This window comes from Streptomyces sp. NPDC020597 (assembly GCF_044335095.1).
Taxonomy (GTDB): Bacteria; Actinomycetota; Actinomycetes; order Streptomycetales; family Streptomycetaceae; genus Streptomyces.
The window spans coordinates 278985-305538 of the sequence record NZ_JBIRUL010000001.1; the positions used below are offsets into that span (position 1 = coordinate 278985).

Genomic DNA, 26554 nt, shown 5'->3' on the forward strand with positions numbered 1-26554 from the left:
GGGCGTTCACCAACCGTCCGCATTTCGATGTTTGCCGCTGACCCCGTCCCGTGTTTACGGTCGAGAACCGTTCAGTTCCCCGTATCCCATTCGAGGACGCATTCATCATGAAGCAGTCTGCTGCCAAGACCCTCGGCGTCGCCGCTCTCGGCGCCGCCTTCGCCGCCGCCGGTGCGGGCGCCGCGAACGCCGCCCCCGCCGTACCGGACGCCACGAAGGCCCTGGACGGCATCACCCGCACGCTGCCGGCGGAGAACGTGACCCAGGCGCTCCCCGCCGCCGGCCAGGTGCTGACGCACGCCCAGCCGACGCTCGGCGCCGGTCTGAGCGCCGCCCAGCCGGTCGCCGGGAAGCTGCTCGCCGAAGGCCCCACCGCGCCCGTCTCCGGGCTGCTCGGCGGTCTGCCGCTGCAGGGCCTGCCCACCCACGGCCTGCCGGTCAACGGGATCCCGCTGGGCTGAGCGGCGCCGCCCACCGCGCCCACCGCGATCCGTCACGCCGTCGGGGCGTGCCCGTACGTACCGGGCACGCCCCGACGGCGTGGTGCGAGGCGGCGGGTCACCAGGCGGTGCGCGCCGCCTTGCCCTCCGACGGCAGGAGGATCCACAGGGCTATGTAGAGCAGGAACTGCGGCCCGGGCAGCAGACAGGACAGCACGAAGATCACGCGCATCGTGGTCGCGGAGGTGCCGAAGCGGCGGGCCAGCGCGGCGCACACTCCGCCGATCATGCGGCCGTGGGTGGGGCGGGCGAGGCTGGACATCTGCGGCTCCTTCGTGAGCGTCCGTCGGAGGCGGCCCTGTGGCTGCTCCCTCTGACGGCAACGCTACGGTGACGAAGGGGACGAAGCGTCGCTCTACGGGGCGATACCGACCCTGGGAATCCTCGGGGTGCGACCCTGAGCCGGCTCTCCCTGCCGGACCCCGGCACGCCCTGCGGGCTCCTCCCGGCGGCGCAGCCACCCGCGCACCGCAGGCACCACCGCGACGTGCGCCAGGGCCACGCCGGCCGTGTTCAGCAGCATCGAGTCGACGTCCGCGACCTGACCGGGCACCCCCGTCTGCAGCAGCTCGACGGCCAGGGACAGCAGCGCGCCCGCCGTCACCGTGCGGACCAGGGACGCGAGCGGCGACACCCGGAGCCTGCCGTGCACCAGCGGGAGCAGGAAGCCCAGCGGGGCGAACAGCCCGAGCCCGGCGCCGATCCGCGACGCCGCCTCGGGCCAGCCCAGCCTCAGATCGGCGCGGATCCCGTCGAACGGATGCAGGTTGGCCGGCATCACCCAGGGAACGTTCAGCGGGCGCAGCGTGACCCAGGCGACGAACACGAGGTGGGCGGCCAGGAGGAGAATCCCGGTCGCGCGGATGCGGATCGCGGCGCTGCCGCCGATGGAGCCTTGACGCTGCACGCCCCCCAAGACGCGCCCCCCGGCACGATCGGTTCCGGCCCACCGGCACGGCGCCCGGCCCGGTCCCCGCCCCGCAGTGCCACGACAGACGGTGACCTGCGACGACGTCCACGCCCTCGCCCGCATGAGGCGTCCGACACACCCGGCCGCCGCTCCCGGAGGGCGCGCGCTCCCCGCGGCGCGCTCCCCGCGGCGCGCTCCCCGCGGCGCGCCGTTCCGGCGTGTCGATACGGCGTGTCGATACGGCGCGCGGGCCGGGAGGAGCGGGCGCGGACCCTCAGCCGCCGCTCGTGACGGCCGAGGACGGGGGCTCGGTGCTGCCGGGCCGTGAACGGACCTCGTCGGTGCACGCGTAGCGGCGCACGGGCTCCGGGCCGGGACCGCCCAGGATCACCGAGCCGTCGCCCTCGGCCGCCGCGGAGTCCGAGAAGGTGCACACGACCTGCGCGAGCGCGTACGAGGTGAGGTCCCCGGGCGGGACGCTCAGCCGCAGCGCGTCGTCCGGGTCCTTGGCGGCCGGGCCGCTCACGGTCATCGCGCCGCGCACGTCCGTCGTGTACCCGGCCTCCTTCTCGGCGGCCGACGGCGACTCGGCGAGCTGGTCGAGCAGGCCCTGCGCGACCAGCGCGCGCCGCGCGGAGCCCGCCGCGCCGTCCGGCACCCGCACGCTGCGGTCCACGGTCACCAGCGACGAACCGCACAGCAGGAACACCTGCACCGGCACGCCCGCGCGGGCGGCCTGCGGCGACACGACGGGATCGGCGAGCGAGCAGCGCACCCGCGAGGGCGCGGGACCGAAGTCGGTCGGGACCTCGGTCGCCCGGATGCCGCAGCCCGCGAGCGGACCGGCGAGGCCCGCCAGCACCACGGCGGCGCACAGCCGTCGTACGGTCGCACGGCCCATGGTCACGATGCGTCCCCCTCGTCCTGCCCGGTCGTCCCGCCCGGCACGCCCGCGACGTCCTGCTCCACCGGTTCGGCGACCCCCCGCGGCAGCCGCAGCGTGAACACCGCGCCGCCCTCCGGGGAGTTGGCGGCGGTGATCTCACCGCCGTGGATGTGGGCGTTCTCCAGTGCGATGGACAGGCCGAGCCCGCTGCCCTCCGAACGCGGCCGGGAGGCGCTCGCCTTGTAGAACCGGTCGAAGACGTGCGGCAGCACCTCCTCAGGGATGCCCGGCCCGTGGTCGCGCACGGCGATGACCACCGAGTCGTCCTGCGCCGACACCGACACCCGCACCGGCGAACCGCCGTGCTTGAGCGCGTTGCCGATGAGGTTGGCGAGGATGACGTCCAGCCGGCGCGGGTCGAGCCGGGCGTGGATGCCGCGCTCCGCGGCGAGGTCGACGGCGTCCAGCCAGGCCCGCGCGTCGATGCACGCGGTGATCTGGTCGGCGACGTCGACGTCGTCCAGGACCAGCCGCGCGGTCCCCGCGTCGAAGCGGGTGACCTCCATCAGGTTCTCCACGAGGGTGTTCAGCCGCCGTGTCTCGCTCACCACCAGCCGCACCGCGGGCTCGATCATCGGGTCGATGCTGCCCGACTCGGCGTCCAGCTCCTCCTCCAGCACCTCCGCGACGGTGGTGATGGCGGTCAGCGGCGTCCGCAGCTCGTGCGACATGTCGGCGACGAACCGGCGCGAGGCCTCGTCGCGGGCGGCCATGTCGTCGACCCGCTTCTCCAGCGCCTCGGCGGTGCGGTTGAACGTCCGGGACAGATCGGCGAGCTCGTCCGTCCCGGAGACCCGCAGCCGGGTGTCGAGCCGTCCCTCGCCGAGCCGGCGCGCCGCGACGCCCAGCCGGTGCACCGGCTTCAGGACGGTCGTGGCGGCGGCCTGCGCGAGCAGCGCGGCCCCGATCAGCGCGAGGGCGGTGGCGATGCCCAGCGACCACGCCAGCGAGTTCAGGTCCTTGGCCTCCGGCGCCAGCGACTTGCGCATGTAGCCGGTGGGCCCGCCCCCGTTCACCCGCGTCCCGGCCACCAGGTACGGCGTCCCGTGGTCCACGACCCGCTGCCAGTACAGGTGGTACGGCGACTTGTTGCCGCCGGTGACCTCCTGCTGCTTGTTCACCGCCGTGCGCAGCGACTCGGGGACGTCCTCCAGCGAGAACCCGTTGAGTCCGTTGGAGTTGCCGTACACGGTCTTGCCGCTGTCGTCCGCGCCCACCAGCAGCACGTTGAACCGCTGACTGCTGTTGGCCATCTGCCCCGCGGTGTGCTGGAGCTCGTCCTGCGAGGGATGCGCCGGCAGCGATCCCGCCCGGTTCTGCATCTCCTGCTCGAAGTCGCGCAGCACCGAGCCCTGGGTGCGGGTCAGCACGGCCTCGCGGTTCAGCCAGTACGCGATGCCGGACGCGGACACGGCGGCCGTCAGCGCCACCGCGCCGAAGACCACCACCAGCCGCAGGCGCAGGCTGGTGAGACGCAGCCGTGACAGTCTTCCCTTGCGCGCCGCGGACCAGCCGCGGAGCCCCCCCTGCGGCTGTGTCACTGAGGGGCGTCCAGGCGGTAGCCGACGCCGCGCACGGTACGGATCAGGACCGGGGAGGACGGCACGTCCTCGACCTTGGCCCGCAGCCGCTGGACACAGGCGTCCACCAGCCGGGAGTCGCCCAGGTAGTCGTGCTCCCACACCAGCCGCAGCAGCTGCTGCCGGGACAGCGCCTGCCCCGGCCGGCGGCTCAGTTCGAGCAGCAGCCGCAGTTCGGTCGGCGTGAGCTGCAGATCCTCGCCGTTCTTCGTCACCGTCATCGCGGCACGGTCGATGACGAGGCTGCCGAAGGTCGCCGCGTCGCTCGACTCGCGTTCGCCGCGCCGCAGCACGGCCCGGATCCGGGCGTCCAGCACCCGGCCCTGGATGGGTTTGACGACGTAGTCGTCGGCGCCGGACTCCAGCCCGACGACCACGTCGATGTCGTCGCTGCGCGCGGTGAGCAGAATGATCGGCAGCTGGTCGGTGCGCCGGATGCGACGGCACACCTCGAAACCGTCGATGCCGGGCAGCATCACGTCCAGCACGATCAGATCCGGCCGCTGCTCGCGCAGCAGCTTCAGACCGTCCTCACCGCTCGCAGCGGTCGCCACACGGTGCCCCTGGCGCGTCAGTGAGAGCTCCAGGGCCGTACGGATGGCGTCGTCGTCCTCGATCAGCAACAGGGAAGGCACGGGCTCATTCTGGCCCATGAGGGGGCTGTCGTTCGACCCGTGGGTAGGCGTCGGCCTGCGCGCGGCCGTCGCGGAGCGCCGGTTCCGGCGGCGTCGGACCGCGCCGGGCGGTGTGCACGGGGCCGCGGAAATCCCGCGAACACCTGCGCCCGAAGCGCATAAATGCTCGATCCGCACGTCGCGGACCTGCGGTTTCGTCGGGGACGGGCGCTCCTTCGCCAAGGCGCGGCCCCGCCGGGCCGGCCGCGGCGGGACCGGGTCGACAGCTCCCCCTGCCGGTCGCGGGCATGACAGCCGGCTGATCGGTGACCGCTCGGGCCCCGCCGTCCACGGAGCAGCCGAAGGGACCGTCCCCGCCGCGTGGTCCAAGGGGTGCGGGGGCGGTTCGAGGGACCCCGCCTCCCCGCGCCGGGCTCCTGCGCGGACCAGGCCAACTGCCGTACCGCGCAAGCCTGTGGAGTGTCTGTGGTGTTCCCGTGACAGGCCCCTGTGACAGGTCTGTGACAGACGGCGGACACGGCGATGAAGTGGCCCGGGCAGTCTTTTGGTCACGAGGCGGGGCGACGCGGAGACGAGCACGGCGAACACCGCGAAGCCCGGCCGATGCACCAGACAGAACACCGGAAGTCCACGACGGGGGGCGCGAGATGAACACGCTGCACGGTATGAGCACCAACGCAGTCGCGGTCGTCACGCGTCTGCACGACGTGAACCGGGGTTCCGAGAAGTCCGGCGTCGTGAGCGGGCGGGGGTGCGCTCGCGGCGCCGGGCGTCAGCACACCGGGTTCATGACGGTGGTCGACACGGGGGAACCGGCGGCTCACGGGGGAGCCGCGTACGGGGAGGACCCGGGGGAGCGTCGCTCCCTGACGGAGGCGGAGTTCACCGCCTACGTCCAGGAGCGCCGCGCCTCCCTGTACGCCACCGCCTACCACCTCACCGGTGACCGCTTCGAGGCGGAGGACCTGCTGCAGAGCGCGCTGTTCTCGACGTACCGGGCCTGGGAGCGGATCAGCGACAAGGCCGCGGTCGGCGGATACCTCCGCCGGACGATGACGAACCTGCACATCAGCGCGTGGCGCCGCCGCAAGCTGAACGAGTACCCGACCGAGGAACTGCCGGAGACGCCCGGCGACACGGACGCGATGCGCGGCACCGAACTGCGCGCCGTCCTGTGGCAGGCGCTGGCCCGGCTGCCCGAACTCCAGCGGACGATGCTGGTCCTGCGCTACTACGAGGGCCGCACCGACCCGGAGATCGCGGAGATCCTCGACATCAGTGTCGGCACGGTGAAGTCCAGCATCTGGCGGTCGCTCCGCCGGCTGCGCGAGGACGAGGTCCTCAGCTTCGGCCGTGACGAGGAGGACGCCTTCGGGGAGCTGGTCGCCTGAGGGTGAACGGGGGAGGGCCCGGCTCCGCTCAGGGGAGCCGGTGAACGGGGGAGCGGCGCCGGGGGGACCCGACGGGGGACGTACGGGGGAGCGGCGCCGCGCAAGCACGGGGGAGCACCACACGGGGGAAGCACGGGGGAAGCACCGGGAGCGGGGCTGGAGGGCCGGGGGGTCCGTCCAGTCCCGCTTCTGCGTGCCCGGCCCGGTCGGCGGCCTTCCGTCCGGGCCGCCCCGCCCCTGTCACGGCGCTAGACGGCCGTCCGCGTGGCGGCGGCGCGGCGGCCCGCCGCGGCGGCGGCCAGGCGGCCCATCGCCTCGTCGCGGTCGCAGGCGTACGCGCCCAGCCCGGTCTGCCGGGCCACGATGGAGCGTTCGGCGCGCATCAGGCGCCAGCCGCGCCGCAGGAGGAAGGGCACCGACTTGCGGCCCTCCTTCAGATCGCGCAGGAAGCGGCGGCGGAAGGTCTTCACCGGACCGCGGCTCAGACACAGCGCGTCGGCCAGGACGCCCAGCTCCCGGCAGCGGACGACGATCTCCGCGGCGAAGATGCCCTCGGCGATGAACAGAGTGGTCCGCCCGATCTCGACCGCCTCCTCGCCGTTGCGCGCGCTCAGCGAGAGGTCGTAGACGGGAACATTCGTGCGTCCGGTGCCGCACAGTTCCACGATCGCGGCGACGGCGGCGTCCGCGTCCCACGAGTCGGGGTGGTCCCAGTCGATGTCGGAACTGCCGGCGACCGACGGCAGCGTCGGGTCGTCGCCCTCCTTGTAGAAGTCGTCGAGCCGCAGCACAGGGAGCCCGGAGCGGGCCGCGAGCAGGGACTTGCCGGAGCCGGAGGGGCCGCAGAGCAGCACGACTCGCGTCGGTATGGGCGGAGGGGGAGTCACGGGACACCAGTGTGAGGCATCCCCCGGTCCGTCAACGACCCCGCGGGTCGGCTTTGATGCGCGCGTCACATCTCAACTACCCTTCGTGGCGACCTGATCACCTTGCGCATCAGAAGGCGGCATCGACGATGGCCCGACACGACTCCCCCCGCATCTCCACCGGCCGGCGCGCCCTCGCCGCCCTCGCGACCGCCGGAGTGGCGCTGGGCGCGGGCGCCTCGGCCGCCTCCGCGGCGACCGGTGAGCCGGTCCTCGACGCGGTGAACGGCCGGCCCGGCTCGATCGGCTCGATCGACCCGCAGGCGGGCGTGCAGGGGGCGCTGGGCGCTCTCCCGTACGTCACCGGCGCCGTCTCGGGCCTCAAGCCCAACCCCCTCGCGGGCACCGGCGTCGACCCCCTGGACAACGGCGTGGGAACCCAGCTCGCCGACTTCCGGCCCCTGACGTCCCAGATGCTGACGGCCCCGGTCGCCCAGGCGCAGTCCATCGGGTCGATCCCGGTGCTGGGCGAGGTGACGAAGGTGCTGGGCGGCTGAGCACCCTGCACGGCATACGGGCGGCGGGAGCCGCGCCGGCCCCGACGAAGGGGTCGGTGCGGCTCCCGCTTTTCGGTCAGGGGGTGCGGCCGAGGTGGGTGACGAGAATGTGGATCACGTCGTCGTCGATGAGGTAGAGCACCCGATAGTCACCGACGTGCAGGCGGCGCACGTCCTGCGAGCCGTAGGGGACGGAACCGGCGGGCCGGGGGAGCGTGGCCAAAGCGTCCACCGCTTCATAGACGGCGGACAGTCCGGCAGGGTCTTCCTTCAGGAACCTGACCGCCGCATCGGTGGCGCGTGGTTCCCAGATGATCTTGTAGGTCACTTACCGAAGCCCCAACATCCTGCCGACCTCTTCGTGTGGAATGCCGGGTTCGAGAGTGCCCTCGGCCTTGCGCCGCTGGTAGTCGGCCAGCGCCAGGGCGTCTTCGAAGTCCTCTATCACCTGCGGCGACACGAGGAGTGCGGCCACGTGACCGTGGTCGGTGAGGGCGATGGTCTCGCGGCTGTGGGCGGCGCGGCGGACCAGGTCGCCGAGCTGGGAGCGGGCGGCGCTGATGGCGATCTCAACCATGCTGGAAAAGTAGCACATGGTTAATCTAGTGAGCGATTCATGCGTCAATATGACAAAGGGCCGCGCTCCTCCGGACGGAGAGGAGGCGCGGCCCCGCTCGTGAGGGGCGGCGGTGGGAGTCGCCCCAAGGCCGTCAGTACGACGAGCCGGACGCGCCCAGGGAGCCCGTGGGGTGCCAGACGGTCTTGGTCTCCAGGAAGGCCGTCATGCGGTCGATGCCGGGCGTCGCCGCCCAGTCGTCCACAGGCTGTGGACGAAGGACGCGCTTGAGGTTGTCGGCCGCGGCGATCTCCAGCTCCTTCGCCAGCGCCTCGTCGGCGCCCGCGAGGTCGATCGCGTTGACGTCCTGGTGGGACGCCAGGGGCGCCGCGATCTCCGCCGTGCGGCCGGAGAGGACGTTGACGACGCCGCCGGGCAGGTCGGAGGTGGCCAGCACCTCGCCGAGCGACAGCGCCGGCAGCGGCGAGCGCTCGCTCGCGATCACCACGGCCGTGTTGCCGGTGGCGATCACCGGGGCGACGACCGAGACCAGGCCCAGGAAGGAGGAGTCCTGCGGCGCGAGGACCGTCACGACGCCCGTCGGCTCCGGCGAGGAGATGTTGAAGTACGGTCCCGCGACCGGGTTCCCGCCGCCCACCACCTGGGCGATCTTGTCGGTCCAGCCCGCGTACCAGACCCAGCGGTCGATCGTCGCGTCCACCGTCGCGGCCGCCCTGGACTTCGACAGGCCCTCGGCGTCGGCGACCTCGCGGACGAACTGCCCCCGGCGTCCCTCCAGCATCTCCGCGACGCGGTAGAGGATCTGGCCCCGGTTGTAGGCCGTGGCCCCGGCCCAGCCGCCGAAGGCCTTGCGCGCGGCGACCACCGCGTCACGGGCGTCCTTGCGGGACGACTGCGGTGCGTTGGCCAGCCACTCGCCCTGTGCGTCGGTCACCTCGTACACCCGGCCGCTCTCCGAACGCGGGAACTTCCCGCCGACGTACAGCTTGTAGGTCTTGAAGACGCCCAGCCGGGGCTGCCCGGTCTTCTCGGACTTGTCAGACATCGAGGTACGCCTCCAGGCCGTGGCGGCCGCCCTCGCGGCCGAAGCCCGACTCCTTGTACCCGCCGAACGGCGAGGCCGGGTCGAACTTGTTGAACGTGTTGGACCAGACGACGCCGGCCCGGAGCTTGTTCGCCACCGCCAGGATGCGGGAGCCCTTCTCCGTCCAGACGCCCGCCGACAGGCCGTACGGCGTGTTGTTGGCCTTGGCGACGGCCTCGTCCGGGGTGCGGAAGGTGAGGACCGACAGCACCGGGCCGAAGATCTCGTCCCGGGCGACGGTGTGGGCCTGCGTGACGTTCGTGAACAGCGTCGGCGCGAACCAGTAGCCCGCGTCCGGCAGTTCGCAGGCCGGGGACCAGCGCTCCGCGCCCTCCGCCTCGCCCTGCTCGACGAGCGAGGTGATGCGGGTCAGCTGCTCCTCGGAGTTGATCGCGCCGATGTCCGTGTTCTTGTCCAGCGGATCGCCGAGTCGCAGCGTCGACAGCCGGCGCTTGAGGGACTCCAGCAGCTCCTCCTGGATCGACTCCTGGACGAGGAGGCGGGAGCCCGCGCAGCAGACCTGACCCTGGTTGAAGAAGATGCCGTTGACGATGCCCTCGACGGCCTGGTCGATCGGCGCGTCGTCGAAGACGATGTTGGCGCCCTTGCCGCCCAGCTCCAGCGTCAGCTTCTTGCGGGTGCCCGCGACCGTCTTCGCGATCGCCTTGCCGACGGCCGTGGAGCCGGTGAAGGCCACCTTGTTCACGTCGGGGTGGGCGACGAGCGCCGCACCCGTGTCGCCGTAGCCCGGCAGGATGTTCACGACGCCCCTGGGCAGACCCGCCTGGCGGCAGACGTCCGCGAAGAACAGGGCGGACAGCGGCGTGGTCTCGGCCGGCTTCAGCACGACCGTGTTGCCCGTGGCGAGCGCCGGGGCGATCTTCCACGCCAGCATCAGCAGCGGGAAGTTCCAGGGGATGACCTGGCCGGCCACGCCCAGCGGCTTCGGCGAGGGGCCGAACCCGGCGTGGTCGAGCTTGTCCGCCCAGCCCGCGTAGTAGAAGAAGTGCGCCGCGACCAGCGGGAGGTCGGCGTCACGCGTCTCCCGGATTGGCTTGCCGTTGTCCAGCGTCTCCAGGACGGCCAGCTCACGGCTGCGCTCCTGGATGATCCGGGCGATGCGGAACAGGTACTTCGCCCGCTCGGCGCCGGGGAGCGCCGACCAGGGCGAGAAGGCCCTGCGGGCGGCCTTCACGGCGCGGTCCACGTCCGCCTCGCCCGCCTGGGCGATCTCGGAGAGGACCTCCTCGGAGGACGGCGAGACGGTCTTGAAGACCTTGCCGTCGGCCGCCTCGGTGAACTCGCCGTCGATGAACAGGCCGTAGGACGGGGCGATGTCGACGACCGAGCGGGACTCGGGCGCCGGTGCGTACTCGAATGCGGAAGTCAGCTTTTGCGTGGTCATGGGGTCTCAGTCCACCGTCACGTAGTCGGGGCCGGAGTAGCGGCCGGTGGCCAGCTTCTGGCGCTGCATCAGCAGGTCGTTCAGGAGCGAGGAGGCGCCGAAGCGGAACCAGTGGTTGTCCAGCCAGTCCTCGCCCGCGGTCTCGTTGACCAGGACCAGGAACTTGATCGCGTCCTTGCTGGTGCGGATGCCGCCGGCGGGCTTCACGCCGACCTGGACGCCGGTCTGGGCGCGGAAGTCGCGGACGGCCTCCAGCATGAGCAGGGTGTTGGCGGGGGTGGCGTTGACGGCGACCTTGCCGGTGGACGTCTTGATGAAGTCCGCCCCGGCCAGCATGCCGAGCCAGCTCGCCCGCCGGATGTTGTCGTACGTCGACAGCTCGCCGGTCTCGAAGATGACCTTGAGACGGGCGGCCGAGCCGCAGGTCTCGCGGACGGCGACGATCTCCTCGTACACCTTCATGTACCGGCCGGCCAGGAACGCCCCGCGGTCGATGACCATGTCGACCTCGTCGGCGCCGGCGGCGACCGCGTCACGGACGTCGGCCAGTTTCACGTCGAGGGCGGCGCGGCCGGCCGGGAAGGCGGTGGCGACCGAGGCGACCTTCACGGCGGAGCCGGCGACGGCCTCCTTGGCGACGGCCACCATGTCGGGATAGACGCAGACCGCGGCCGTGGCGGGGGCCGTCCGGTCGGTCGGGTCGGGACGGACCGCCTTCGCGCCGAGCGCCCGGACCTTGCCCGGGGTGTCCGCGCCTTCCAGCGTCGTCAGGTCGACCATCGAGATGGCGAGGTCGATGGCGTACGCCTTGGCGGTCGTCTTGATGGAACGGGTGCCGAGCGTGGCGGCGCGCGCCTCCAGGCCGACCGCGTCGACGCCGGGCAGCCCGTGGAGGAAGCGGCGCAACGCGGCGTCGGACGCGGTCACGTCCGTGAGCGCCGGGGCTGCGGTGGGTGCATTGGTGGGCATGGTCACCAGACGAGCATATCTACGCGCGTAGCAGGTGTACACCCCCCGGAAGCGGTTCGGGCGCTCATCGCGCGCGGGGGCACCGCGTATGAGCGCATCGCCGGCTTCGGGCACAATCGGGGCCATGACGAGCCCGGAAGACCAGTCGCCTGAGCCACGGCCCGCGAAGCCCGCGGGCGCCCCGGAGCCCGAACGGCCCGCGGGGACCCCGGGGCCCACGGGCACTCCCCGGCCCGGCGCATCAGGACCCTCCGGGTTTCAGGAGCCCCCGGAGCCCGTGACGAAGGACCGGGTCTACCGGTCTTCGGGGGGCGTCTTCGGCGGTGTGCTGCTGCTCGGGCTGGCCGCCTGGCTGGGCGTCGACGCGATCGTCTCGGGCGAGGGGCGCACCCCCTGGCTGGCGCTCGCGACCCTGATCCTCGTCGTACCGCTGATCATCGCCTTCACGCTGCGGCCCGCCGTGTACGCGGGCCCGGACCGGCTGCGGGTGCGCAACCCCTTCCGGTTGATCGTGCTGCCCTGGGGGGAGGTCGCCACGCTGCGTTCCGGCTACTCCAACGAGGCGATCGCCGTGTCGGGGAAGAAGTTCCAGCTGTGGTCCATCCCCGTCTCGCTGCGGGCGCGCAAGCGGGCGGCCCGGGGGAAGAGCAGCCGCCTGGGCGGGGCCGGCGCGACCGCCGCCGACGGCCCGCTGCGCGCCCGCGGCGACCGGGACGTGGACGAGCTGCGCGAGGTGTGGGAGGCGCGCCAGCAGGAGGAGAGCGCCCAGGGCGAGGTCTCCGTGCGCTGGGCCTGGGAGATCCTGGGCCCGGTCGCGGCGGGGGCCGTGGTGCTCGCGATCCTGCTCGCCGTGGGCTGAGCCGCCGCCGGGGGCGCACGCCTCGGGGGCGGGTGGGTGTCCTTCGGGTCCTCGGGTCCGGGTGGGCGTGTGCCACGGGTCCGGGCGGTGGGCGTGTGCTTCGACTGCTCCGGCGACGCGGCTCAGCCTCGCACCCGCAGCGGTGCACGCCGTACAGGTCGCCCGGAACGCCCTCGGGCTACATGTACGACGCCGGCCTAGGCGACCGGTGCCGGGGGCGGCGCGCGGCCGGCCGGCGACGACCCGTCCCTCCGGTCGACGATCTGCCGGGCGCGTGCACAAGCGCGGAGGCGGATGACGACGTCGGCGAGCCGGGAGCGGGCCCGCCGGGTGCACCCGGTCGACGGGGCGGACCCCGGGCCGGGCTCACCCGCGGGTCGCGCTGTGCCGGACCCCGGGCCGGGCCCACCCGCGGGTCCCGCTGTGCCCGTGCCCGGTCGGGCAGCTCGTCACCGTCTGCTCGTCGGTCGGGAAGGCCGCCGGCACGGTCGTGGAGCCATCGGCGCCCGAAGCCGCTCAGGAATCTTCCGCCGAACCTCGCCGCCGGGCCCACCGGGGCTCCCACCTGCGCTGGACGTCGGGCCCGCCGCGTAGCGTTGCCCGCCGTACCGGTGTCCCCGAAGCCGAGAGGGAGCGATGAGCACGGAAGTCGACACGGTGCTGCGGCTGCCCGCGGCCGCGATACCCGAGGGCTGTCCGCCCTGGTCCGGTGAGCGGGCGGCGCACTGGACGCGCGCGCTGCCGCCGCGCTGGGCGCCGGTGCGAACCCCCGCGTCGGCCTTCGTGGCGCTGCCGCCGGCGGCCGTGGCGGGCGCCGCCCTGCTGAGCGCGTCGGGCGCCCTGCCCGCGTGGGCCGCCGCCCTGGTCGCCCTGCACCTCGTGTGGTGGGTGCTGCGGCCCGAGGCGGCCGCGGTCCTCGGGCCGGTCGCCGTCGGCGTGGCGCTGACGACGGGAGACCTCGCCCCCGGCGTGCGGCTGAGCACGGCTGCCGTCCTGGCGGGCGTCTGGGGAACCGCCTGTCTGCGGCTTGCCGTCCGTCGGCGGCAGCGGGCGGCGGGCCGGGAGGCCGCCGCAGGCGTGACAGCCGCGGCGCCGGCGCCCGGGGGCGGGCGGGCGGAACGCGGGACGTTCCTGTCGTGGTGCGGCCTCGGCACGGTCGTCGCGGGTGGGGCGCTGTACGCCGCCGCCGGTCTCCCGGACGGGTCTGCCCAACGGCAGGCGGTACCGGCGGCCGGCTGGTGTCTCGCCGGACTCGGCCTCACCCTGCTGCTCTCCGGGGTGCTGGGCCGCCGCCGGGCCCTCGCCCTGCGCCGGGCGCCCGTCCCTGTGCTGCGGGTCCTCGTGCGCGACGGCATCGACGCCGACACCGAGGTCTACGCCGCCGACGATCTCGCCGCGCTGCGCCCCCTGTTCACGGTGTCCACGTCGCTCACGGTCCCCACGTCCGGGCCCGAGACCCCCCGGGGCGCGGACGACGCCGGTGCGGACGAGGACGACGGCTGCCGGGACGACGATGAGGACGGGGAGCTGCGGGCGCTGGTCGACCGGATCGGTGACGGGCGATCAGGACCGCTGCGCGAGGCCGTACTGCACGGGGTCCCGTACGACGGGGGCGAGGCGGTCTTCCTGGCCGCCGCGTCCGCGGCCGGCCGGGCGCCCGTGGTGGAGGCGTCCCTCGGCCCGGTGCGGCCGATGACCCCGGGCGCGTTGCGGAGCAGGAACAGGGCCGAGAAGCGGACGTCCGTGCGCGCGGCCCGGGACGCCCGGCGACGCACGACGGCCGCGGAGGCCGTCGCCGCACGAGACCGCGCCGACGAGGCGCGGACGCGGCACTGGCGCGCCGGGTGGGCCGACTGGACCGCCGTCGCGCTCGTGGCACTGTTCCTCGCCTGCTACGCGAAGTCCGGCAGGTGGGGTGACGCGTACGGCATCGGCCTCACGGTCCTCGCCGCGCTCTCGCTGCCGCGCCGGCTTGCCTGGCGGGTCACCGCCGACCGGGAAGGCCTGTGGTTCAACGGGCTGCGGGGGACCCGGCACCTCCCCTGGCACGACGTCCGGATCGTGAAGTGCGAGGGCGCGCGCCTGCGGATCGACGGCAGGAGCGCTGCGTTCGGGGAGTGGCGGGTGGCGTCCCCGCGCTGGTCCTGGCTGGAGGACAGGCTCGGGCTGCTGCATCCGTACGAGCGGACGGCCGCGGAGATCACGGCGGTGTGGCGGACCCCGGCCCTGCGGCCCGCCGGCACGGCGACCGGCCGCGACCGCGGACGGCCCCTGTGGCCGCTCGGCGCGGCCCTGGCGACGGCGGTCGCGGCGGGACTGCTCCTCCTGCGGTGACGCCGGCCCGGCGAGGGGCGCGGCGGCGGCCACGGCGGGAGCGCGGCGAAGTGCCGCTCCTCCTGCCCGGGCCGGCCCGCCGTGTCGCTGCCCCGCCGCCCGCAGGCCCGTCGGCCGCCGCGGTCCGCCCGCCGTGCCCGCGCGTTCGGGCGTCGGACGCGCGCTGCGTGGGGCGCCCGACGCGTCAGATGCCCGCTGCCGCCGACAGGTCCCGCTTGAGGTCCGCCAGGAGAGCGGCCGCCTCGGTGCGGGCGGCCGGCAGGTCGGCGTGGGCGGCGACCGGGACGACGACCTCCAGGTAGCACTTCAGCTTCGGCTCGGTGCCGCTGGGCCGGACGACGATCCTCGCGCCGTCGAGCGTGTAGCGCAGGCCGTCGGTGGGAGGCAGCCGGTCCGTGCCCAGGGTGAGGTCCTCGGCCCGCGTCACCGTCAGGCCCGCGAGGGAGGCCGGGGGCCGCGCGCGCAGCCGGTCCATCGCGCGGGCGATGACGGAGAGGTCCTGCACCCGGACCGAGAGCTGGTCGGTGGCGTGCAGACCGTGCTCCACGGCGAGGTCGTCCAGCAGGTCGAGGAGGGTGCGGCCCTCCTCCTTGAGCTCCGAGGCCAGTTCCGTGACGAGCAGGGCGGCGGTGATGCCGTCCTTGTCCCGGACGCCCTCGGGGTCCACGCAGTAGCCGAGTGCCTCCTCGTAGCCGTAGCGCAGGCCGTCCACGCGGGCGATCCACTTGAAGCCGGTGAGGGTCTCCTCGTAGGGCAGACCCGCCTTCGCGGCGATGCGGCCGAGGAGGGAGGAGGAGACGATCGACTCGGCGAACGTGCCCTGCGCGCCGCGCCGGACGAGGTGGGCGCCGAGCAGTGAGCCGACCTCGTCGCCGCGCAGCATGCGCCAGTCGCCGTCGTGCGGGACGGCCACCGCGCAGCGGTCGGCGTCCGGGTCGTTGGCGATGACCAGGTCCGGGGCCGCCGCGCGGGCGGCGGCGAACGCGAGGTCCATCGCGCCGGGCTCTTCCGGGTTGGGGAAGGCGACGGTCGGGAAGTCCGGGTCGGGCTCGGCCTGCTCGGCGACGAGGACCGGCTCCGGGAAGCCCGCGCGGGCGAACGCGGCGAGCAGGACGTCCTTGCCCACGCCGTGCATCGCCGTGTAGACGGTACGGGCCGTGCGCGGGGAGCCCTTGGCGAGGACGGCGTCGGTGCGGGCCAGATAGGCGTCGAGGACGGAGTCGTCGAGCGTCTGCCAGCCGTCCTCGGGACGGGGGACGTCGTCGAGCGAGACGATCGCGTCGATCTCCGCCGCGATCTCGGTGTCGGCGGGCGGCACGATCTGCGAGCCGTCGCCCAGGTACACCTTGTAGCCGTTGTCGCGGGGCGGATTGTGGCTGGCGGTGACCTCGACGCCGGCGACCGCGCCCAGGTGCCGTATGGCGTAGGCGAGGACGGGCGTGGGCAGCGGACGCGGCAGGACGACGGCCCGCAGGCCCGCGCCGGTCATCACGGCCGCGGTGTCGCGGGCGAAGTCGGCGGACTTGTGACGGGCGTCGTAGCCGACGACGACGGTCCCGCCGGCGTGGCCGTTCTTCGTGAGGTGGGCGGCGAGACCGGCCGCCGCGCGGATCACCACGGACCGGTTCATCCGCATGGGCCCGGCCCCCAGCTCGCCGCGCAGACCGGCGGTGCCGAACTGGAGGGTGCCGCCGAAGCGGTCGGCGAGCTCGGCGACGTCCCCGGCGTCGAGGAGCCGGGCCAGCTCGGCGCGGGTCTCGGGGTCGGGATCCTCCGCGAGCCAGGCCTGGGCGCGGGCGAGGAGATCGTCGTGCACGGGGGTCACCCTCCGGTTGCGTGTGGACGCCGCTTGTCTGTCAGTTCGGGCCGGGTCGATCCGGCCGGCCCGTCCGTTGTCCCCCTCCGGGAAGGGCGAGGACGAGGCCCGCTCGGGGCCGGGGCGAGGACCGGTCCCGCCCGGGTCCGGGGGCCGCGGCCCCCGGTGGCGCGCTCAGAGCCGGCCGAGTACGCGGGCCAGCAACGACCCCATGCGCGTCGCGCTGTCCCGGCCCGCCTGGAGGACCTCCTCGTGGTTCAGCGGCTCGCCCGTCATACCGGCGGCGAGGTTGGTCACCAGGGAGATGCCGAGCACCTCGGCGCCCGCCTCGCGTGCCGCGATGGCCTCCAGCACGGTGGACATGCCCACCAGGTCCGCGCCGATGGTCCGCGCCATGCGGATCTCGGCCGGCGTCTCGTAGTGCGGGCCGGGGAACTGCGCGTAGACGCCCTCCTCCAGCGTGGGGTCGATCTCCTTGCACAGGGCGCGCAGCCGCGGCGAGTAGAGGTCCGTCAGGTCGACGAAGTTCGCGCCGACGATCGGCGAGGTCGCCGTCAGGTTCAGGTGGTCGCTGATCAGCACCGGCTGACCGGGACGCATGCCCTCGCGCAGACCGCCGCAGCCGTTGGTCAGCACGATCGTCTTGCAGCCGGCCGCCACCGCGGTGCGCACGCCGTGGGCGACGGCGGCGACGCCGCGGCCCTCGTAGTAGTGGGTGCGGCCGAGGAACACCAGCGCCCGCTTCTCGCCGATCCGGTACGAGCGGACCTTGCCGCCGTGGCCCTCCACCGCGGGCGGCGGGAACCCGGGAAGGTCGGTGACCTGGAACTCGGCGTCGGCGACGCCCAGGGCGTCCACGGCGGGCGCCCAGCCCGAGCCCATCACGAGGGCGACGTCGTGGGTCTCGGCGCCGGTCAGTTCGCGCAGGCGCGCGGCGGCGGCGTCGGCGGCGGCGTGCGGGTCGCCCTGGATGTCGTCCGGGAGAAGAGATGCGTTCACGCGAGAGAGCGTAGCCGGTTTGTGCCTACGCGCGTAGATGACAGAGCCCACGGGAATGCGATCGTTGTCTTGTCGTTTCCAACGAGGAACGGCCGCGGAGCCCCTCGGGCGCCCGTGACCAGGGTGTCCCCGTCGTCACCCGGGCCCGCACCGCTCTCCCGTCGCCGCGCCGACGCTCCGGGTCCGAAGGCGGCCGCGTTCAGCAGGGCCGCTTGCGCAGCTCCATCACGTAGTCGTGCGGCGCCCCGGCGGACTCCGCCGCGTCCGCGACCTCGCCCAGGTACCGGGCCGACGGCAGCCCGCCCTCGTAGCCGTTCAGCACGTACACCCAGGCCGACTCCTCGCCCTCCAGGGTCTGCACGCGCATCCGGGCACGCCGGTAGATGCCCAGGCCCACGCCCTCCCAGCGGTCCAGCGATTCCTCGTCCATGGGGGCGATGTCGTACAGCGCGACGAACACCTGCGCCCCGGGCTCCTCCACCAGCGTCGCCAGTGCGCCGTCCCAGCCGAGCTGCTCGCCGCCGAACGTCAGCCGCCAGCCGTTCAGCCAGCCCGTGGCGCGCAGCGGCGAGTGCGGGGTGCGGCGGGTCATCAGCCGCGCGTCGAGGTTGCCGGCGTACGCGGCGTAGAGCGACATGCAAGGAGAGTACGGCAGTGCGCGCAGGCGTCACTCTGGTCACAGTCCCGGCGCCCGCGGGCCCCGGGGCGGTGCCCGCGCGTCCCGTACGGGACAATGGAGTACGTGACTCGGATCGTGATCATCGGTGGCGGACCCGGCGGCTATGAAGCGGCCCTGGTGGCCGCGCAGCTCGGCGCGGAGGTGACCGTCGTCGACTGCGACGGTCTGGGCGGAGCGTCGGTGCTGACCGACTGCGTGCCGTCGAAGACCCTTATCGCGACGGCCGAGGTCATGACGACCTTCGACTCGTCGTACGAGGAACTCGGCATCATCGTCGCCGACGACACCCCGCCGCTGGAGCAGGCGGCCCGGGTCGTCGGGGTCGACCTCGGCAAGGTGAACCGGCGTGTGAAGCGCCTCGCGCTCGCCCAGTCGCACGACATCACCGCCTCCGTCACCCGCGCCGGCGCGCGCGTGCTGCGCGGCCGCGGCCGGCTGGAGGGCATGCAGGCCCTCGACGGCTCCCGCAAGGTCGTCGTCGCCGCGGCGGACGGCACCGAGGAGACCCTCACCGCCGACGCCGTCCTGCTGGCCACCGGCGCCCACCCGCGCGAGCTGCCGGACGCCCGGCCCGACGGCGAGCGCATCCTGAACTGGACCCAGGTCTACGACCTCGGCGAGCTGCCCGAGGAGCTCATCGTGGTCGGCTCGGGCGTCACCGGCGCGGAGTTCGCCGGCGCGTACCAGGCCCTCGGCTCCAAGGTCACCCTGGTCTCCTCCCGTGACCGCGTGCTGCCCGGCGAGGACCCGGACGCGGCCGCGGTCCTCGAGGACGTCTTCCGCCGTCGCGGCATGAACGTCATGGCACGCTCGCGCGCCGAATCCGCCAAGCGGGTCGGCGACCGGGTCGAGGTCACCCTGTCCGACGGCCGGGTCATCACCGGCTCGCACTGCCTCATGGCGGTCGGCGCCATCCCCAACAGCGAGGGCATGGGGCTGGAGGAGGCGGGCGTCAGGGTCCGCGAGTCCGGGCACATCTGGACCGACAAGGTCAGCCGCACCACCGCCCCGGGCGTCTACGCGGCCGGCGACGTGACCGGGATCTTCGCCCTCGCCTCCGTCGCCGCCATGCAGGGCCGGATCGCCATGTACCACTTCCTCGGCGACGCGGTGGCCCCGCTCAACCTCAAGACGGTCTCCTCGAACGTCTTCACCGACCCCGAGATCGCCACGGTCGGGTACAGCCAGGCCGACGTGGACGGCGGGAAGATCGACGCCCGCGTCGTGAAGCTGCCGCTGCTGCGCAACCCGCGCGCCAAGATGCAGGGCATCCGGGACGGCTTCGTCAAGATCTTCTGCCGCCCCGGCACGGGCATCGTCGTCGGCGGCGTGGTCGTCGCCCCGCGCGCCTCGGAACTGATCCACCCCATCTCGATCGCCGTCGACAACAACCTGACGGTCGAACAGATCGCGAACGCGTTCACCGTGTATCCGTCCCTTTCGGGGTCGATCGCGGAGGTGGCGAGGCAGCTGCACACCCGCAAGACGTCGGGCGAGGGCTGACGGTCCGTTCCGACGGCCCCCGGCCACCCGTCGGACTCCCCGCCGGTCACAGGAAGCCGACCGGCGGGGCGGCCCGGCGTCGGCGGACGGCGCGGAGACGGCTCGGGAGAGAGCGCGGGAGAGCGCGGGAGACGGCGCGGGGGTTATAGGCGCCGGAAGTGAGCCCTATACCACCCCCCGTGCCTCTGTGCGAACAACTTCTACTATTCGGCGCAAAGAGCTGAAAGCAGACGGTCGTCCGCGTTACTGTCAGTTTCGTGTTCGCTGCAGAACGTCGTCAATTGATCCTCGAAATGGTGCGAGCGAACGGGGCCGTGTCGCTCCGTGAACTCGCCCGCGTCGTCCAGACCTCCGAAGTGACCGTGCGGCGGGACGTGCGCGCACTGGAGGCAGAAGGACTCCTCGACCGCCGGCACGGCGGTGCGGTATTGCCGGGCGGGTTCACGCGGGAGTCCGGCTTTCCGCAGAAATCCCATCTCGCGACCGCCGAAAAAACCGCCATCGCGGACCTCGCCGCCAACTTCGTGGAAGAGGGCGAGGCCATCGTGGTCGGGGCGGGCACCACGACACAGGAGCTGGCCCGCCGGCTCGCCCGGGTGCCCGGCCTGACCGTGGTCACCAACTCCCTGCTGGTCGCCCAGGCCCTGGCCCACGCCAACCGGGTCGAGGTGGTGATGACGGGCGGAACCCTGCGCGGCTCCAACTACGCCCTGGTGGGCAGCGGGGCCGAGCAGTCCCTCCAGGGACTCAGGGTCTCCCGCGCCTTCCTCTCCGGGAGCGGCCTCACCGCCGAACGCGGACTGTCCACGTCCAACATGCTGTCGGCGTCGGTCGACCGGGCGCTCGTCCAGGCGGCCGCCGAGGTCGTCGTCCTCGCCGACCACACCAAGCTCGGCACGGACACCATGTTCCAGACCGTGCCCACGGACCTCGTCACCCGCCTGGTGACGGACGAGCCGCCCGCGCACGACGACCGTGCCGCCACCGAACTGCAGGCCCTGGCGGACCAGGGGGTGCAGATCGCCGTGGCGGGGGCGCCGGGAAGCCCGGGGGGTGATGCGGCCCCGGCGCGCCATCAGCAACAGCGCCGGGACGTGCCGCTGCCGGCTCCGCGGCGGGGCCAGGTTCCCGGTGCGGCGTCGGGGCTTCGTGCCGGGTCCGTCCTGGGGGAGCAGGCGCCGGGTGCGGAGCGGGCGCGGGTCGCGGACCTGCGCCGTCGGTGACGTCGCGGGTCCGCTGCTGGGGGCTCCGCCCCCAGGCCCCCGTTCGGCCCTGAAGGGGCCTCGTCCTCGAACTCCCCCAGAGGAGGGACCCCCGGACGGGCTGATATCGCGGTCCGCGTCTTTCAGTGCGCGCCGGACGGGCTGATGATGCCTGCTGCGGGTGCGGGGGCTTGACGTGGTGAGGCGCCCGGGGTGGCGGGCGCCTCGACACGGTGTGCGGGTGGGGTCAGTCCTTGATCTCGCAGATCGCCGCGCCCGACGTGATGGACGCGCCGACCTCCGCGCTGAGGCCCTTGACGGTGCCGGAGCGGTGGGCGTTCAGGGGCTGCTCCATCTTCATGGCCTCGAGGACGACGACCAGGTCGCCCTCCTTGACCTCCTGGCCCTCCTCGACCGCGACCTTCACGATCGTGCCCTGCATCGGAGAGGCGAGGGTGTCGCCGGAGGCCACCGGACCGGACTTCTTGGCCGCGCGGCGCTTCGGCTTGGCGCCCGCCGCGAGGCCCGTGCGGGCCAGCGACATGCCGAGCGAGGACGGGAGGGAGACCTCCAGCCGCTTGCCGCCGACCTCGACGACGATCGTCTCGCGGTCCGTCTCGTCCTCGGCGTCGGTGTCCGCCGAGGCGGAGAAGGCCGGGATCTCGTTGACGAACTCGGTCTCGATCCAGCGGGTGTGGACCGTGAAGGGGGCGTCGGAGCCGGTGAGTTCGGGAGCGAACGCCGGGTCCACGACCACCGCGCGGTGGAACGGGATCGCCGTGGCCATGCCCTCGACCTGGAACTCGGCCAGGGCGCGGGCCGCCCGCTGCAGCGCCTGCTCGCGGGTCGCCCCGGTGACGATCAGCTTGGCCAGGAGGGAGTCCCAGGCCGGACCGATCACGCTGCCGGACTCGACGCCGGCGTCCAGGCGGACGCCCGGGCCCGACGGCGGGGCGAAGAGGGTGACCGTGCCGGGGGCCGGCAGGAAGTTGCGGCCCGGGTCCTCGCCGTTGATGCGGAACTCGAAGGAGTGGCCGCGCAGTTCCGGGTCGCCGTAGCCGAGCTCCTCGCCGTCGGCGATGCGGAACATCTCACGGACGAGGTCGATGCCGGCGACCTCCTCGGTCACCGGGTGCTCGACCTGGAGCCGGGTGTTGACCTCCAGGAAGGAGATCGTGCCGTCGGCGCCGACGAGGAACTCCACGGTGCCGGCGCCGACGTAGCCGGCCTCCTTCAGGATGGCTTTGGAGGAGGCGTACAACTCGGCCCGCTGCGCCTCGGAGAGGAACGGCGCGGGGGCCTCCTCGACCAGCTTCTGGTGGCGGCGCTGCAGGGAGCAGTCACGGGTGGAGACGACGACCACGTTGCCGTGGCGGTCGGCCAGACACTGCGTCTCCACGTGGCGCGGCTTGTCGAGGTAGCGCTCCACGAAGCACTCGCCGCGACCGAAGGCGGCGACCGCCTCGCGGACCGCCGAGTCGTACAGCTCGGGGACCTCTTCGAGGGTGCGGGCGACCTTGAGACCCCGGCCGCCGCCACCGAACGCGGCCTTGATCGCGATCGGCAGGCCGTGCTCCTCGGCGAAGGCGACGACCTCGTCGGCGCCGGAGACCGGGTCGGCCGTGCCGGCCACGAGAGGAGCGCCGGCGCGCTGGGCGATGTGCCGGGCGGCGACCTTGTCGCCGAGGTCGCGGATGGCCTGCGGAGGCGGGCCGATCCAGATCAGGTCCGCGTCCAGGACCGCCTGAGCGAACTCGGCGTTCTCCGAGAGGAATCCGTAACCCGGATGGACGGCGTCCGCGCCCGACTCCCGGGCCGCGTTCAGCACCTTCTCGATGTCGAGGTAGCTGGTCCCGGGAGTGTCACCGCCCAGGGCGAACGCCTCATCCGCGGCGCGGACATGCAGAGCGTCCCGGTCCGGGTCGGCGTAGACGGCCACGCTCGCGATACCGGCATCCCGGCATGCCCGGGCCACGCGGACTGCGATTTCGCCACGGTTGGCGATGAGCACCTTGCGCACGATTGAGGCTCCCTCCTTGAAACAAGCCGAGTTTAGGGACTGCCGACACGACTCATCGACCCGTGCCCACAGGTGAGCTTGCCCACACGGAGCGTGATGCGAGGCTCACTCGACACCGAAATTCCTTGCAGTACCGCCGTACGCAGCACTCCTCCGGGAAACCCTAGCCCTCCGATGTGGTCAAGGTCTCTGTGAGAGCGTGCTGCGGCCCACTCCGTTTCTTTGTGGAGTCCCTACGAATGGCCCAATGATTCTTTGCCCCCCGCAGAACCCTTGTCCCAGGGTTTACCCGTTAGTAGCGTTCAGGATGTCTCGAACGTACTTGAGGTAACAGCACCCTTGCTCGGGTCGGGGTCGAAAGTGGGTGGGGACCGGTGGTTCGCAGACCGGTGGCGTGGATCGTGGCGGTCGTGCTCTTCGCCGAAGGGCTCGGCGTCGCCGCGCTGAACTGGTTCATGGGCGTCGTGGTGGACCGGCAGGACATGTCCCTGGCCGGTCTGGACCCGGACGTCATGTCGACGTCCTCCAAGGTGGGCGGGATCGTCTTCGGTCTCTACTTCGTCCTGTGCGGCGTGGTGGCGCTCCTGGTGGCGCTGCGCGACCGCGCGCCCGCCGGCTTCGGCCGGGTGCTGCTGATCAGCGCCGCCGTCGTGCACGGGCTGCTGGGCGCGTTCGCCTGGGGACTGCTGGGCGTGCCGCAGTTCGTGTTCATGGTGGCTGTGCTCGCGCTGATCGTGCTGCTGCTGATGACCTACGACGCCCGGCCGCGGTCCGCCGCCCCGGCGCCCGAGGACGCCAAGGGCGACGACGGCGGCTCCCCGGCCCCGCAGGTCGCGCCGGCGCCCGTCACGCCTCCGGCGGCGCCCACAGCTCCGTGATGCCGACGCCCAGCTGTGCCAGCAGCCGGCGCAGCAGGGGCAGACTGAGGCCGATCACGTTGCCGTGGTCGCCGTCGATGCCCTCGATGAACGGCGCCGACCGGCCGTCGAGGGTGAACGCCCCGGCCACGTAGAGGGGTTCGCCCGAGGCGACGTACGCCGCGATCTCGGCGTCCGTCGGCTCGCCGAAGCGGACCACGGTGGACGCGGTCGCGGACGTGTAGCGCCCGCTGGCGGTGTCGTAGACGCAGTGGCCGGTCTGCAGCGTGCCGGCCCGGCCGCGCATCGCCTTCCAGCGCGCGGTGGCCTCCTCGGCGTCCGCCGGCTTGCCCAGCGCCTCGCCGTCCAGGTCGAGCACCGAGTCGCAGCCGATCACCAGGGCGCCCTTGACGGCGGGCTTCGCGGCGACGACGGAGGCCTTCGCCTCGGCGAGGGCGAGCGCCAGTTCGGCGGGGGTGGGGGCGGTGACGGCGTCCTCGTCCACCCCGCTCACGATCACCTCGGGGGTGAGACCGGCCTGCCGCAGCAGGTTCAGCCGGGCGGGGGACTGGGAGGCGAGGACGAGGCGGCGCGCAGCGGTCATGCGGTCAGCGTATCGCCGGTGCCGTCATCTGACGCCGAGCACGATCATCGCCAGCACCATGGCCAGCGCGAGGAAGAGGCCGAGTCTGCGCAGGGTCTCCTGCATGTCGCGCAGTTCCTCGGGGGGCTCGTTCTCGGGGTCGGACCACAGCATTCCACCAGCGTGCGGCCCGGCGGGGGGCCCGTGCCTGAGTAGGCGTACTCAAATCGCGGGCCCGCAGCCCTGCCCCGGTGCCCCGGTGTCCGGGGTTCGGGTGTCCGTGGCTGCGGGCCGGTGGGGCGGCCGCTGCGCGGCGTTGCCCGCCCGCCCGCTCCCTGAGCAGCAGGCGGGCGGGTCGCGCTCAGCTCGGCCAGTACGTGCGGGTCCAGGACGCCCCGCCCGGGTGCGGCACCCGGCGTGCCGCGATGCGGGCGGGGTCGGACCAGGCGTCCCTCGGGGTGTCCGCGCCGGACGGCGGCGTCGCCGCTGCCGCCGCGGCGCGGGCCCGGACCACCGCCAGGGCGGCGGCGAGCTCCTCCGGGGTCGGGTTGCCCCGTACGACCTTGATCGTCACAGCGGCTCCTTAGAGGGGGATGTTGCCGTGCTTCTTCGGGGGCAGGGATTCCCGCTTGGTGCGCAGCTGACGCAGGCCGCGCACGATGTGCCGGCGGGTGTCGGACGGCATGATCACCGAGTCGACGTAGCCGCGCTCGGCCGCGATGTAGGGGTTGAGGAGGGTGTCCTCGTACTCCCGGATCAGCCGCGCGCGCACCGCCTCGAGGTCCTCGCCGGCCGCCTGCGCCTCCGCGATCGTGCGGCGGTGCAGGATGTTGACCGCGCCCTGGGCGCCCATCACGGCGATCTGGGCGGTGGGCCAGGCCAGGTTGAGGTCGGCGCCCAGGTGCTTGGAGCCCATCACGTCGTACGCGCCGCCGAACGCCTTGCGGGTGATGACGGTGATCAGCGGGACGGTGGCCTCCGCGTACGCGTAGATGAGCTTCGCGCCGCGACGGATGATGCCGTCGTGCTCCTGGCCGACGCCGGGCAGGAAGCCGGGGACGTCCACGAACGTGATGACCGGGACGTTGAAGGCGTCGCAGGTGCGCACGAAGCGGGCCGCCTTCTCGGAGGCCGTGATGTCCAGGCAGCCCGCGAACTGCATCGGCTGGTTGGCGACGATGCCGACCGGGTGGCCCTCGACGCGGCCGAACCCGGTCAGGATGTTCGGCGCGAACAGGGCCTGCGTCTCGAAGAACTCGGCGTCGTCCAGGACGTGCTCGATCACCGTGTGCATGTCGTACGGCTGGTTCGCGCTGTCCGGCACGATCGTGTCCAGCTCGAGGTCCTCGTCGGTGACGGACAGGTCCGCCTCCTCCGCGAACACCGGCGCCTCGGAGAGGTTGTTGGACGGCAGGTACGACAGCAGCTGCTTGACGTACTCGACGGCGTCCTTCTCGTCGCCGGCCATGTGGTGCGCCACGCCCGAGACGGAGTTGTGGGTGCGCGCGCCGCCCAGCTCCTCGAAGCCGACGTCCTCGCCGGTGACCGTCTTGATGACGTCCGGGCCGGTGATGAACATGTGGGAGGTCTGGTCGACCATCACCGTGAAGTCGGTGATCGCGGGGGAGTAGACGGCGCCGCCCGCGCACGGGCCGACGACCAGGGAGATCTGCGGGATCACTCCGGACGCGTGGGTGTTGCGGCGGAAGATCTCGCCGTACGCGCCCAGCGAGGCCACACCCTCCTGGATGCGGGCGCCGCCGGAGTCGTTGATGCCGATGACCGGGCAGCCGGTCTTCAGCGCGAAGTCCATGACCTTGACGATCTTCTGGCCGTAGACCTCGCCCAGCGCCCCGCCGAAGACGGTGAAGTCCTGCGAGAACACGGCGACCGGACGGCCGTCCACCGTGCCGTACCCGGTGACGACGCCGTCTCCGTACGGGCGGTTGTTCTCCAGGCCGAAGTTGGTGGAACGGTGCCGGGCGAACTCGTCCAACTCGACGAAGGAACCCTCGTCGAGCAGCAGCTCGATCCGCTCACGGGCCGTCAACTTGCCCTTGGCGTGCTGCTTCTCGACGGCACGTTCCGAACCGGCGTGCGTCGCTTCCTCGATGCGCCGCTGGAGATCCGCGAGCTTGCCCGCGGTGGTGTGGATGTCGATCCCTGGGATCTCGTTGCGCTCTTCCGGCTCGGACATCGGGATGCGGCTCCCTGCCTGCTCAAAAGGGGGGACGGTTACTCATCCGTAGCGTAGTGGTGCCCCTACCGATCGGCAGTGCGGT

General features: G+C 73.1%; 27 protein-coding genes. 8 read left to right on the forward strand and 19 right to left on the reverse strand.

The features are described from left to right. Positions 1-107 precede the first annotated feature (107 nt). Positions 108-461, forward strand: coding sequence for an ATP-binding protein (locus ACH4ZA_RS01310; protein WP_398427513.1), 354 nt, complete (start codon positions 108-110; stop codon positions 459-461). 97 nt (positions 462-558) lie between these two features. On the opposite strand, the gene ACH4ZA_RS01315 is transcribed toward ACH4ZA_RS01310, so the two are convergent. From ACH4ZA_RS01315 to afsQ1, 5 genes are all read right to left on the reverse strand, one after another. Continuing rightward, complete coding sequence (locus ACH4ZA_RS01315) at positions 559-762, reverse strand: PspC domain-containing protein (protein ID WP_319192693.1); 204 nt, start codon at positions 760-762, stop codon at positions 559-561. 93 nt (positions 763-855) lie between these two features. Next, complete coding sequence (locus tag ACH4ZA_RS01320; protein WP_319280144.1) at positions 856-1407, reverse strand: VanZ family protein; 552 nt, start codon at positions 1405-1407, stop codon at positions 856-858. Positions 1408-1684: 277 nt separating this feature from the next. Next, positions 1685-2311 (reverse strand): hypothetical protein, encoded by a 627-nt coding sequence (locus tag ACH4ZA_RS01325; RefSeq protein WP_398427818.1) that lies wholly within the window; start codon positions 2309-2311, stop codon positions 1685-1687. A 2-nt stretch (positions 2312-2313) separates the two neighbouring features. Beyond that, positions 2314-3897 (reverse strand): HAMP domain-containing sensor histidine kinase, encoded by a 1584-nt coding sequence (locus tag ACH4ZA_RS01330; protein WP_319280142.1) that lies wholly within the window; start codon positions 3895-3897, stop codon positions 2314-2316. Further along, entirely contained in the window at positions 3894-4571 is a 678-nt protein-coding gene (gene afsQ1, locus ACH4ZA_RS01335) for a two-component system response regulator AfsQ1 (protein ID WP_057584528.1), read from the reverse strand. The genes ACH4ZA_RS01330 and afsQ1 overlap by 4 nt, the downstream gene beginning before the upstream one ends. Before the next feature lie 647 nt (positions 4572-5218). Between afsQ1 and ACH4ZA_RS01340 the strand changes: the two genes are divergently transcribed. Then, on the forward strand, positions 5219-5962 hold the full coding sequence (locus ACH4ZA_RS01340; RefSeq protein ID WP_319280140.1) for a SigE family RNA polymerase sigma factor: 744 nt from the start codon (positions 5219-5221) through the stop codon (positions 5960-5962). Between the two features lie 248 nt (positions 5963-6210). On the opposite strand, the gene ACH4ZA_RS01345 is transcribed toward ACH4ZA_RS01340, so the two are convergent. Next, positions 6211-6918 (reverse strand): uridine kinase, encoded by a 708-nt coding sequence (locus ACH4ZA_RS01345; RefSeq protein ID WP_398427517.1) that lies wholly within the window; start codon positions 6916-6918, stop codon positions 6211-6213. 59 nt (positions 6919-6977) lie between these two features. Between ACH4ZA_RS01345 and ACH4ZA_RS01350 the strand changes: the two genes are divergently transcribed. Continuing rightward, positions 6978-7385, forward strand: a complete 408-nt coding sequence (locus tag ACH4ZA_RS01350; RefSeq protein ID WP_319280135.1) for a hypothetical protein — start codon at positions 6978-6980, stop codon at positions 7383-7385. A 76-nt stretch (positions 7386-7461) separates the two neighbouring features. Here the strand turns inward: ACH4ZA_RS01350 and ACH4ZA_RS01355 are convergent, their stop codons facing one another. From ACH4ZA_RS01355 to deoC, 5 genes are all read right to left on the reverse strand, one after another. Continuing rightward, positions 7462-7713 carry a type II toxin-antitoxin system RelE/ParE family toxin gene (locus ACH4ZA_RS01355; protein WP_319280134.1) on the reverse strand — a complete coding sequence of 84 codons (252 nt, stop codon included), beginning with the start codon at positions 7711-7713 and terminating at the stop codon, positions 7462-7464. Next, the gene (locus ACH4ZA_RS01360; protein WP_319280131.1) at positions 7714-7962 is read right to left on the reverse strand and encodes a type II toxin-antitoxin system Phd/YefM family antitoxin; all 249 of its coding nucleotides are present in this window, start codon (positions 7960-7962) and stop codon (positions 7714-7716) included. Positions 7963-8095: 133 nt separating this feature from the next. Continuing rightward, on the reverse strand, positions 8096-9007 hold the full coding sequence (locus tag ACH4ZA_RS01365) for an aldehyde dehydrogenase family protein (RefSeq protein WP_319280129.1): 912 nt from the start codon (positions 9005-9007) through the stop codon (positions 8096-8098). Then, positions 9000-10436 carry an aldehyde dehydrogenase family protein gene (locus ACH4ZA_RS01370; RefSeq protein ID WP_319280180.1) on the reverse strand — a complete coding sequence of 479 codons (1437 nt, stop codon included), beginning with the start codon at positions 10434-10436 and terminating at the stop codon, positions 9000-9002. The genes ACH4ZA_RS01365 and ACH4ZA_RS01370 overlap by 8 nt, the downstream gene beginning before the upstream one ends. 21 nt (positions 10437-10457) lie before the next feature. Further along, positions 10458-11420: a deoxyribose-phosphate aldolase gene (gene deoC / locus ACH4ZA_RS01375; protein ID WP_319280127.1), complete on the reverse strand. Its 963-nt coding sequence runs from the start codon at positions 11418-11420 to the stop codon at positions 10458-10460. Positions 11421-11544: 124 nt separating this feature from the next. Here deoC and ACH4ZA_RS01380 point away from each other — a divergent pair, with 124 nt between their 5' ends. Next, the gene (locus ACH4ZA_RS01380; RefSeq protein WP_319280125.1) at positions 11545-12279 is read left to right on the forward strand and encodes a PH domain-containing protein; all 735 of its coding nucleotides are present in this window, start codon (positions 11545-11547) and stop codon (positions 12277-12279) included. Positions 12280-12915: 636 nt separating this feature from the next. Further along, a complete protein-coding gene (locus ACH4ZA_RS01385; protein ID WP_398427520.1) occupies positions 12916-14613 on the forward strand; it encodes a PH domain-containing protein in 1698 nt (565 codons plus the stop codon). A gap of 184 nt (positions 14614-14797) precedes the next feature. Here ACH4ZA_RS01385 and ACH4ZA_RS01390 read toward each other — a convergent pair whose 3' ends face one another. The 3 genes from ACH4ZA_RS01390 to ACH4ZA_RS01400 all read right to left on the reverse strand — a co-directional run bounded on the left by ACH4ZA_RS01390 (position 14798) and on the right by ACH4ZA_RS01400 (position 18065). Then, on the reverse strand, positions 14798-16429 hold the full coding sequence (locus tag ACH4ZA_RS01390) for a phospho-sugar mutase (RefSeq protein ID WP_398427522.1): 1632 nt from the start codon (positions 16427-16429) through the stop codon (positions 14798-14800). Between the two features lie 174 nt (positions 16430-16603). After that, on the reverse strand, positions 16604-17428 hold the full coding sequence (locus ACH4ZA_RS01395) for a purine-nucleoside phosphorylase (RefSeq protein WP_398427524.1): 825 nt from the start codon (positions 17426-17428) through the stop codon (positions 16604-16606). Positions 17429-17627: 199 nt separating this feature from the next. Continuing rightward, positions 17628-18065 (reverse strand): gamma-glutamylcyclotransferase, encoded by a 438-nt coding sequence (locus ACH4ZA_RS01400; RefSeq protein WP_319280117.1) that lies wholly within the window; start codon positions 18063-18065, stop codon positions 17628-17630. Positions 18066-18161: 96 nt separating this feature from the next. On the opposite strand from ACH4ZA_RS01400, the gene ACH4ZA_RS01405 reads away from it, so the two are divergent. Then, positions 18162-19610: an NAD(P)H-quinone dehydrogenase gene (locus tag ACH4ZA_RS01405; protein WP_319280115.1), complete on the forward strand. Its 1449-nt coding sequence runs from the start codon at positions 18162-18164 to the stop codon at positions 19608-19610. Positions 19611-19867: 257 nt separating this feature from the next. Next, a complete protein-coding gene (locus tag ACH4ZA_RS01410) occupies positions 19868-20833 on the forward strand; it encodes a DeoR/GlpR family DNA-binding transcription regulator (protein WP_319280113.1) in 966 nt (321 codons plus the stop codon). A 226-nt stretch (positions 20834-21059) separates the two neighbouring features. Here the strand turns inward: ACH4ZA_RS01410 and ACH4ZA_RS01415 are convergent, their stop codons facing one another. Beyond that, a complete protein-coding gene (locus ACH4ZA_RS01415) occupies positions 21060-22832 on the reverse strand; it encodes an acetyl/propionyl/methylcrotonyl-CoA carboxylase subunit alpha (protein ID WP_398427527.1) in 1773 nt (590 codons plus the stop codon). A 374-nt stretch (positions 22833-23206) separates the two neighbouring features. On the opposite strand from ACH4ZA_RS01415, the gene ACH4ZA_RS01420 reads away from it, so the two are divergent. Then, positions 23207-23710, forward strand: a complete 504-nt coding sequence (locus ACH4ZA_RS01420) for a hypothetical protein (protein ID WP_398427529.1) — start codon at positions 23207-23209, stop codon at positions 23708-23710. On the opposite strand, the gene ACH4ZA_RS01425 is transcribed toward ACH4ZA_RS01420, so the two are convergent. The 4 genes from ACH4ZA_RS01425 to ACH4ZA_RS01440 form a co-directional block, all read right to left on the reverse strand. Continuing rightward, entirely contained in the window at positions 23679-24293 is a 615-nt protein-coding gene (locus ACH4ZA_RS01425; protein ID WP_319280107.1) for a nucleoside triphosphate pyrophosphatase, read from the reverse strand. The two genes, ACH4ZA_RS01420 and ACH4ZA_RS01425, sit on opposite strands and share 32 nt — an antisense overlap. Before the next feature lie 24 nt (positions 24294-24317). Then, complete coding sequence (gene mmpB, locus ACH4ZA_RS01430; protein WP_107105390.1) at positions 24318-24446, reverse strand: morphogenic membrane protein MmpB; 129 nt, start codon at positions 24444-24446, stop codon at positions 24318-24320. Positions 24447-24633: 187 nt separating this feature from the next. Then, complete coding sequence (locus ACH4ZA_RS01435) at positions 24634-24846, reverse strand: acyl-CoA carboxylase epsilon subunit (RefSeq protein ID WP_319280105.1); 213 nt, start codon at positions 24844-24846, stop codon at positions 24634-24636. A 9-nt stretch (positions 24847-24855) separates the two neighbouring features. Continuing rightward, positions 24856-26469, reverse strand: a complete 1614-nt coding sequence (locus ACH4ZA_RS01440; protein ID WP_319280102.1) for an acyl-CoA carboxylase subunit beta — start codon at positions 26467-26469, stop codon at positions 24856-24858. Positions 26470-26554: the final 85 nt, after the last annotated feature.

Excerpts from the sequence above, each read along its gene's own strand:
- ACH4ZA_RS01350 (WP_319280135.1), top strand. The coding sequence starts at position 6,978 with ATGGCCCGACACGACTCCCCCCGCATCTCCACCGGCCGGCGCGCCCTC.
- deoC (WP_319280127.1), bottom strand. The coding sequence starts at position 11,420 with ATGCCCACCAATGCACCCACCGCAGCCCCGGCGCTCACGGACGTGACC.
- ACH4ZA_RS01315 (WP_319192693.1), bottom strand. The coding sequence starts at position 762 with ATGTCCAGCCTCGCCCGCCCCACCCACGGCCGCATGATCGGCGGAGTG.
- ACH4ZA_RS01425 (WP_319280107.1), bottom strand. The coding sequence starts at position 24,293 with ATGACCGCTGCGCGCCGCCTCGTCCTCGCCTCCCAGTCCCCCGCCCGG.
- ACH4ZA_RS01400 (WP_319280117.1), bottom strand. The coding sequence starts at position 18,065 with ATGTCGCTCTACGCCGCGTACGCCGGCAACCTCGACGCGCGGCTGATG.
- ACH4ZA_RS01365 (WP_319280129.1), bottom strand. The coding sequence starts at position 9,007 with ATGTCTGACAAGTCCGAGAAGACCGGGCAGCCCCGGCTGGGCGTCTTC.
- ACH4ZA_RS01380 (WP_319280125.1), top strand. The coding sequence starts at position 11,545 with ATGACGAGCCCGGAAGACCAGTCGCCTGAGCCACGGCCCGCGAAGCCC.
- ACH4ZA_RS01440 (WP_319280102.1), bottom strand. The coding sequence starts at position 26,469 with ATGTCCGAGCCGGAAGAGCGCAACGAGATCCCAGGGATCGACATCCAC.
- ACH4ZA_RS01385 (WP_398427520.1), top strand. The coding sequence starts at position 12,916 with ATGAGCACGGAAGTCGACACGGTGCTGCGGCTGCCCGCGGCCGCGATA.
- ACH4ZA_RS01405 (WP_319280115.1), top strand. The coding sequence starts at position 18,162 with ATGGAGTACGTGACTCGGATCGTGATCATCGGTGGCGGACCCGGCGGC.
- mmpB (WP_107105390.1), bottom strand. The coding sequence starts at position 24,446 with ATGCTGTGGTCCGACCCCGAGAACGAGCCCCCCGAGGAACTGCGCGAC.
- ACH4ZA_RS01360 (WP_319280131.1), bottom strand. The coding sequence starts at position 7,962 with ATGGTTGAGATCGCCATCAGCGCCGCCCGCTCCCAGCTCGGCGACCTG.
- ACH4ZA_RS01340 (WP_319280140.1), top strand. The coding sequence starts at position 5,219 with ATGAACACGCTGCACGGTATGAGCACCAACGCAGTCGCGGTCGTCACG.
- ACH4ZA_RS01310 (WP_398427513.1), top strand. The coding sequence starts at position 108 with ATGAAGCAGTCTGCTGCCAAGACCCTCGGCGTCGCCGCTCTCGGCGCC.
- ACH4ZA_RS01325 (WP_398427818.1), bottom strand. The coding sequence starts at position 2,311 with ATGGGCCGTGCGACCGTACGACGGCTGTGCGCCGCCGTGGTGCTGGCG.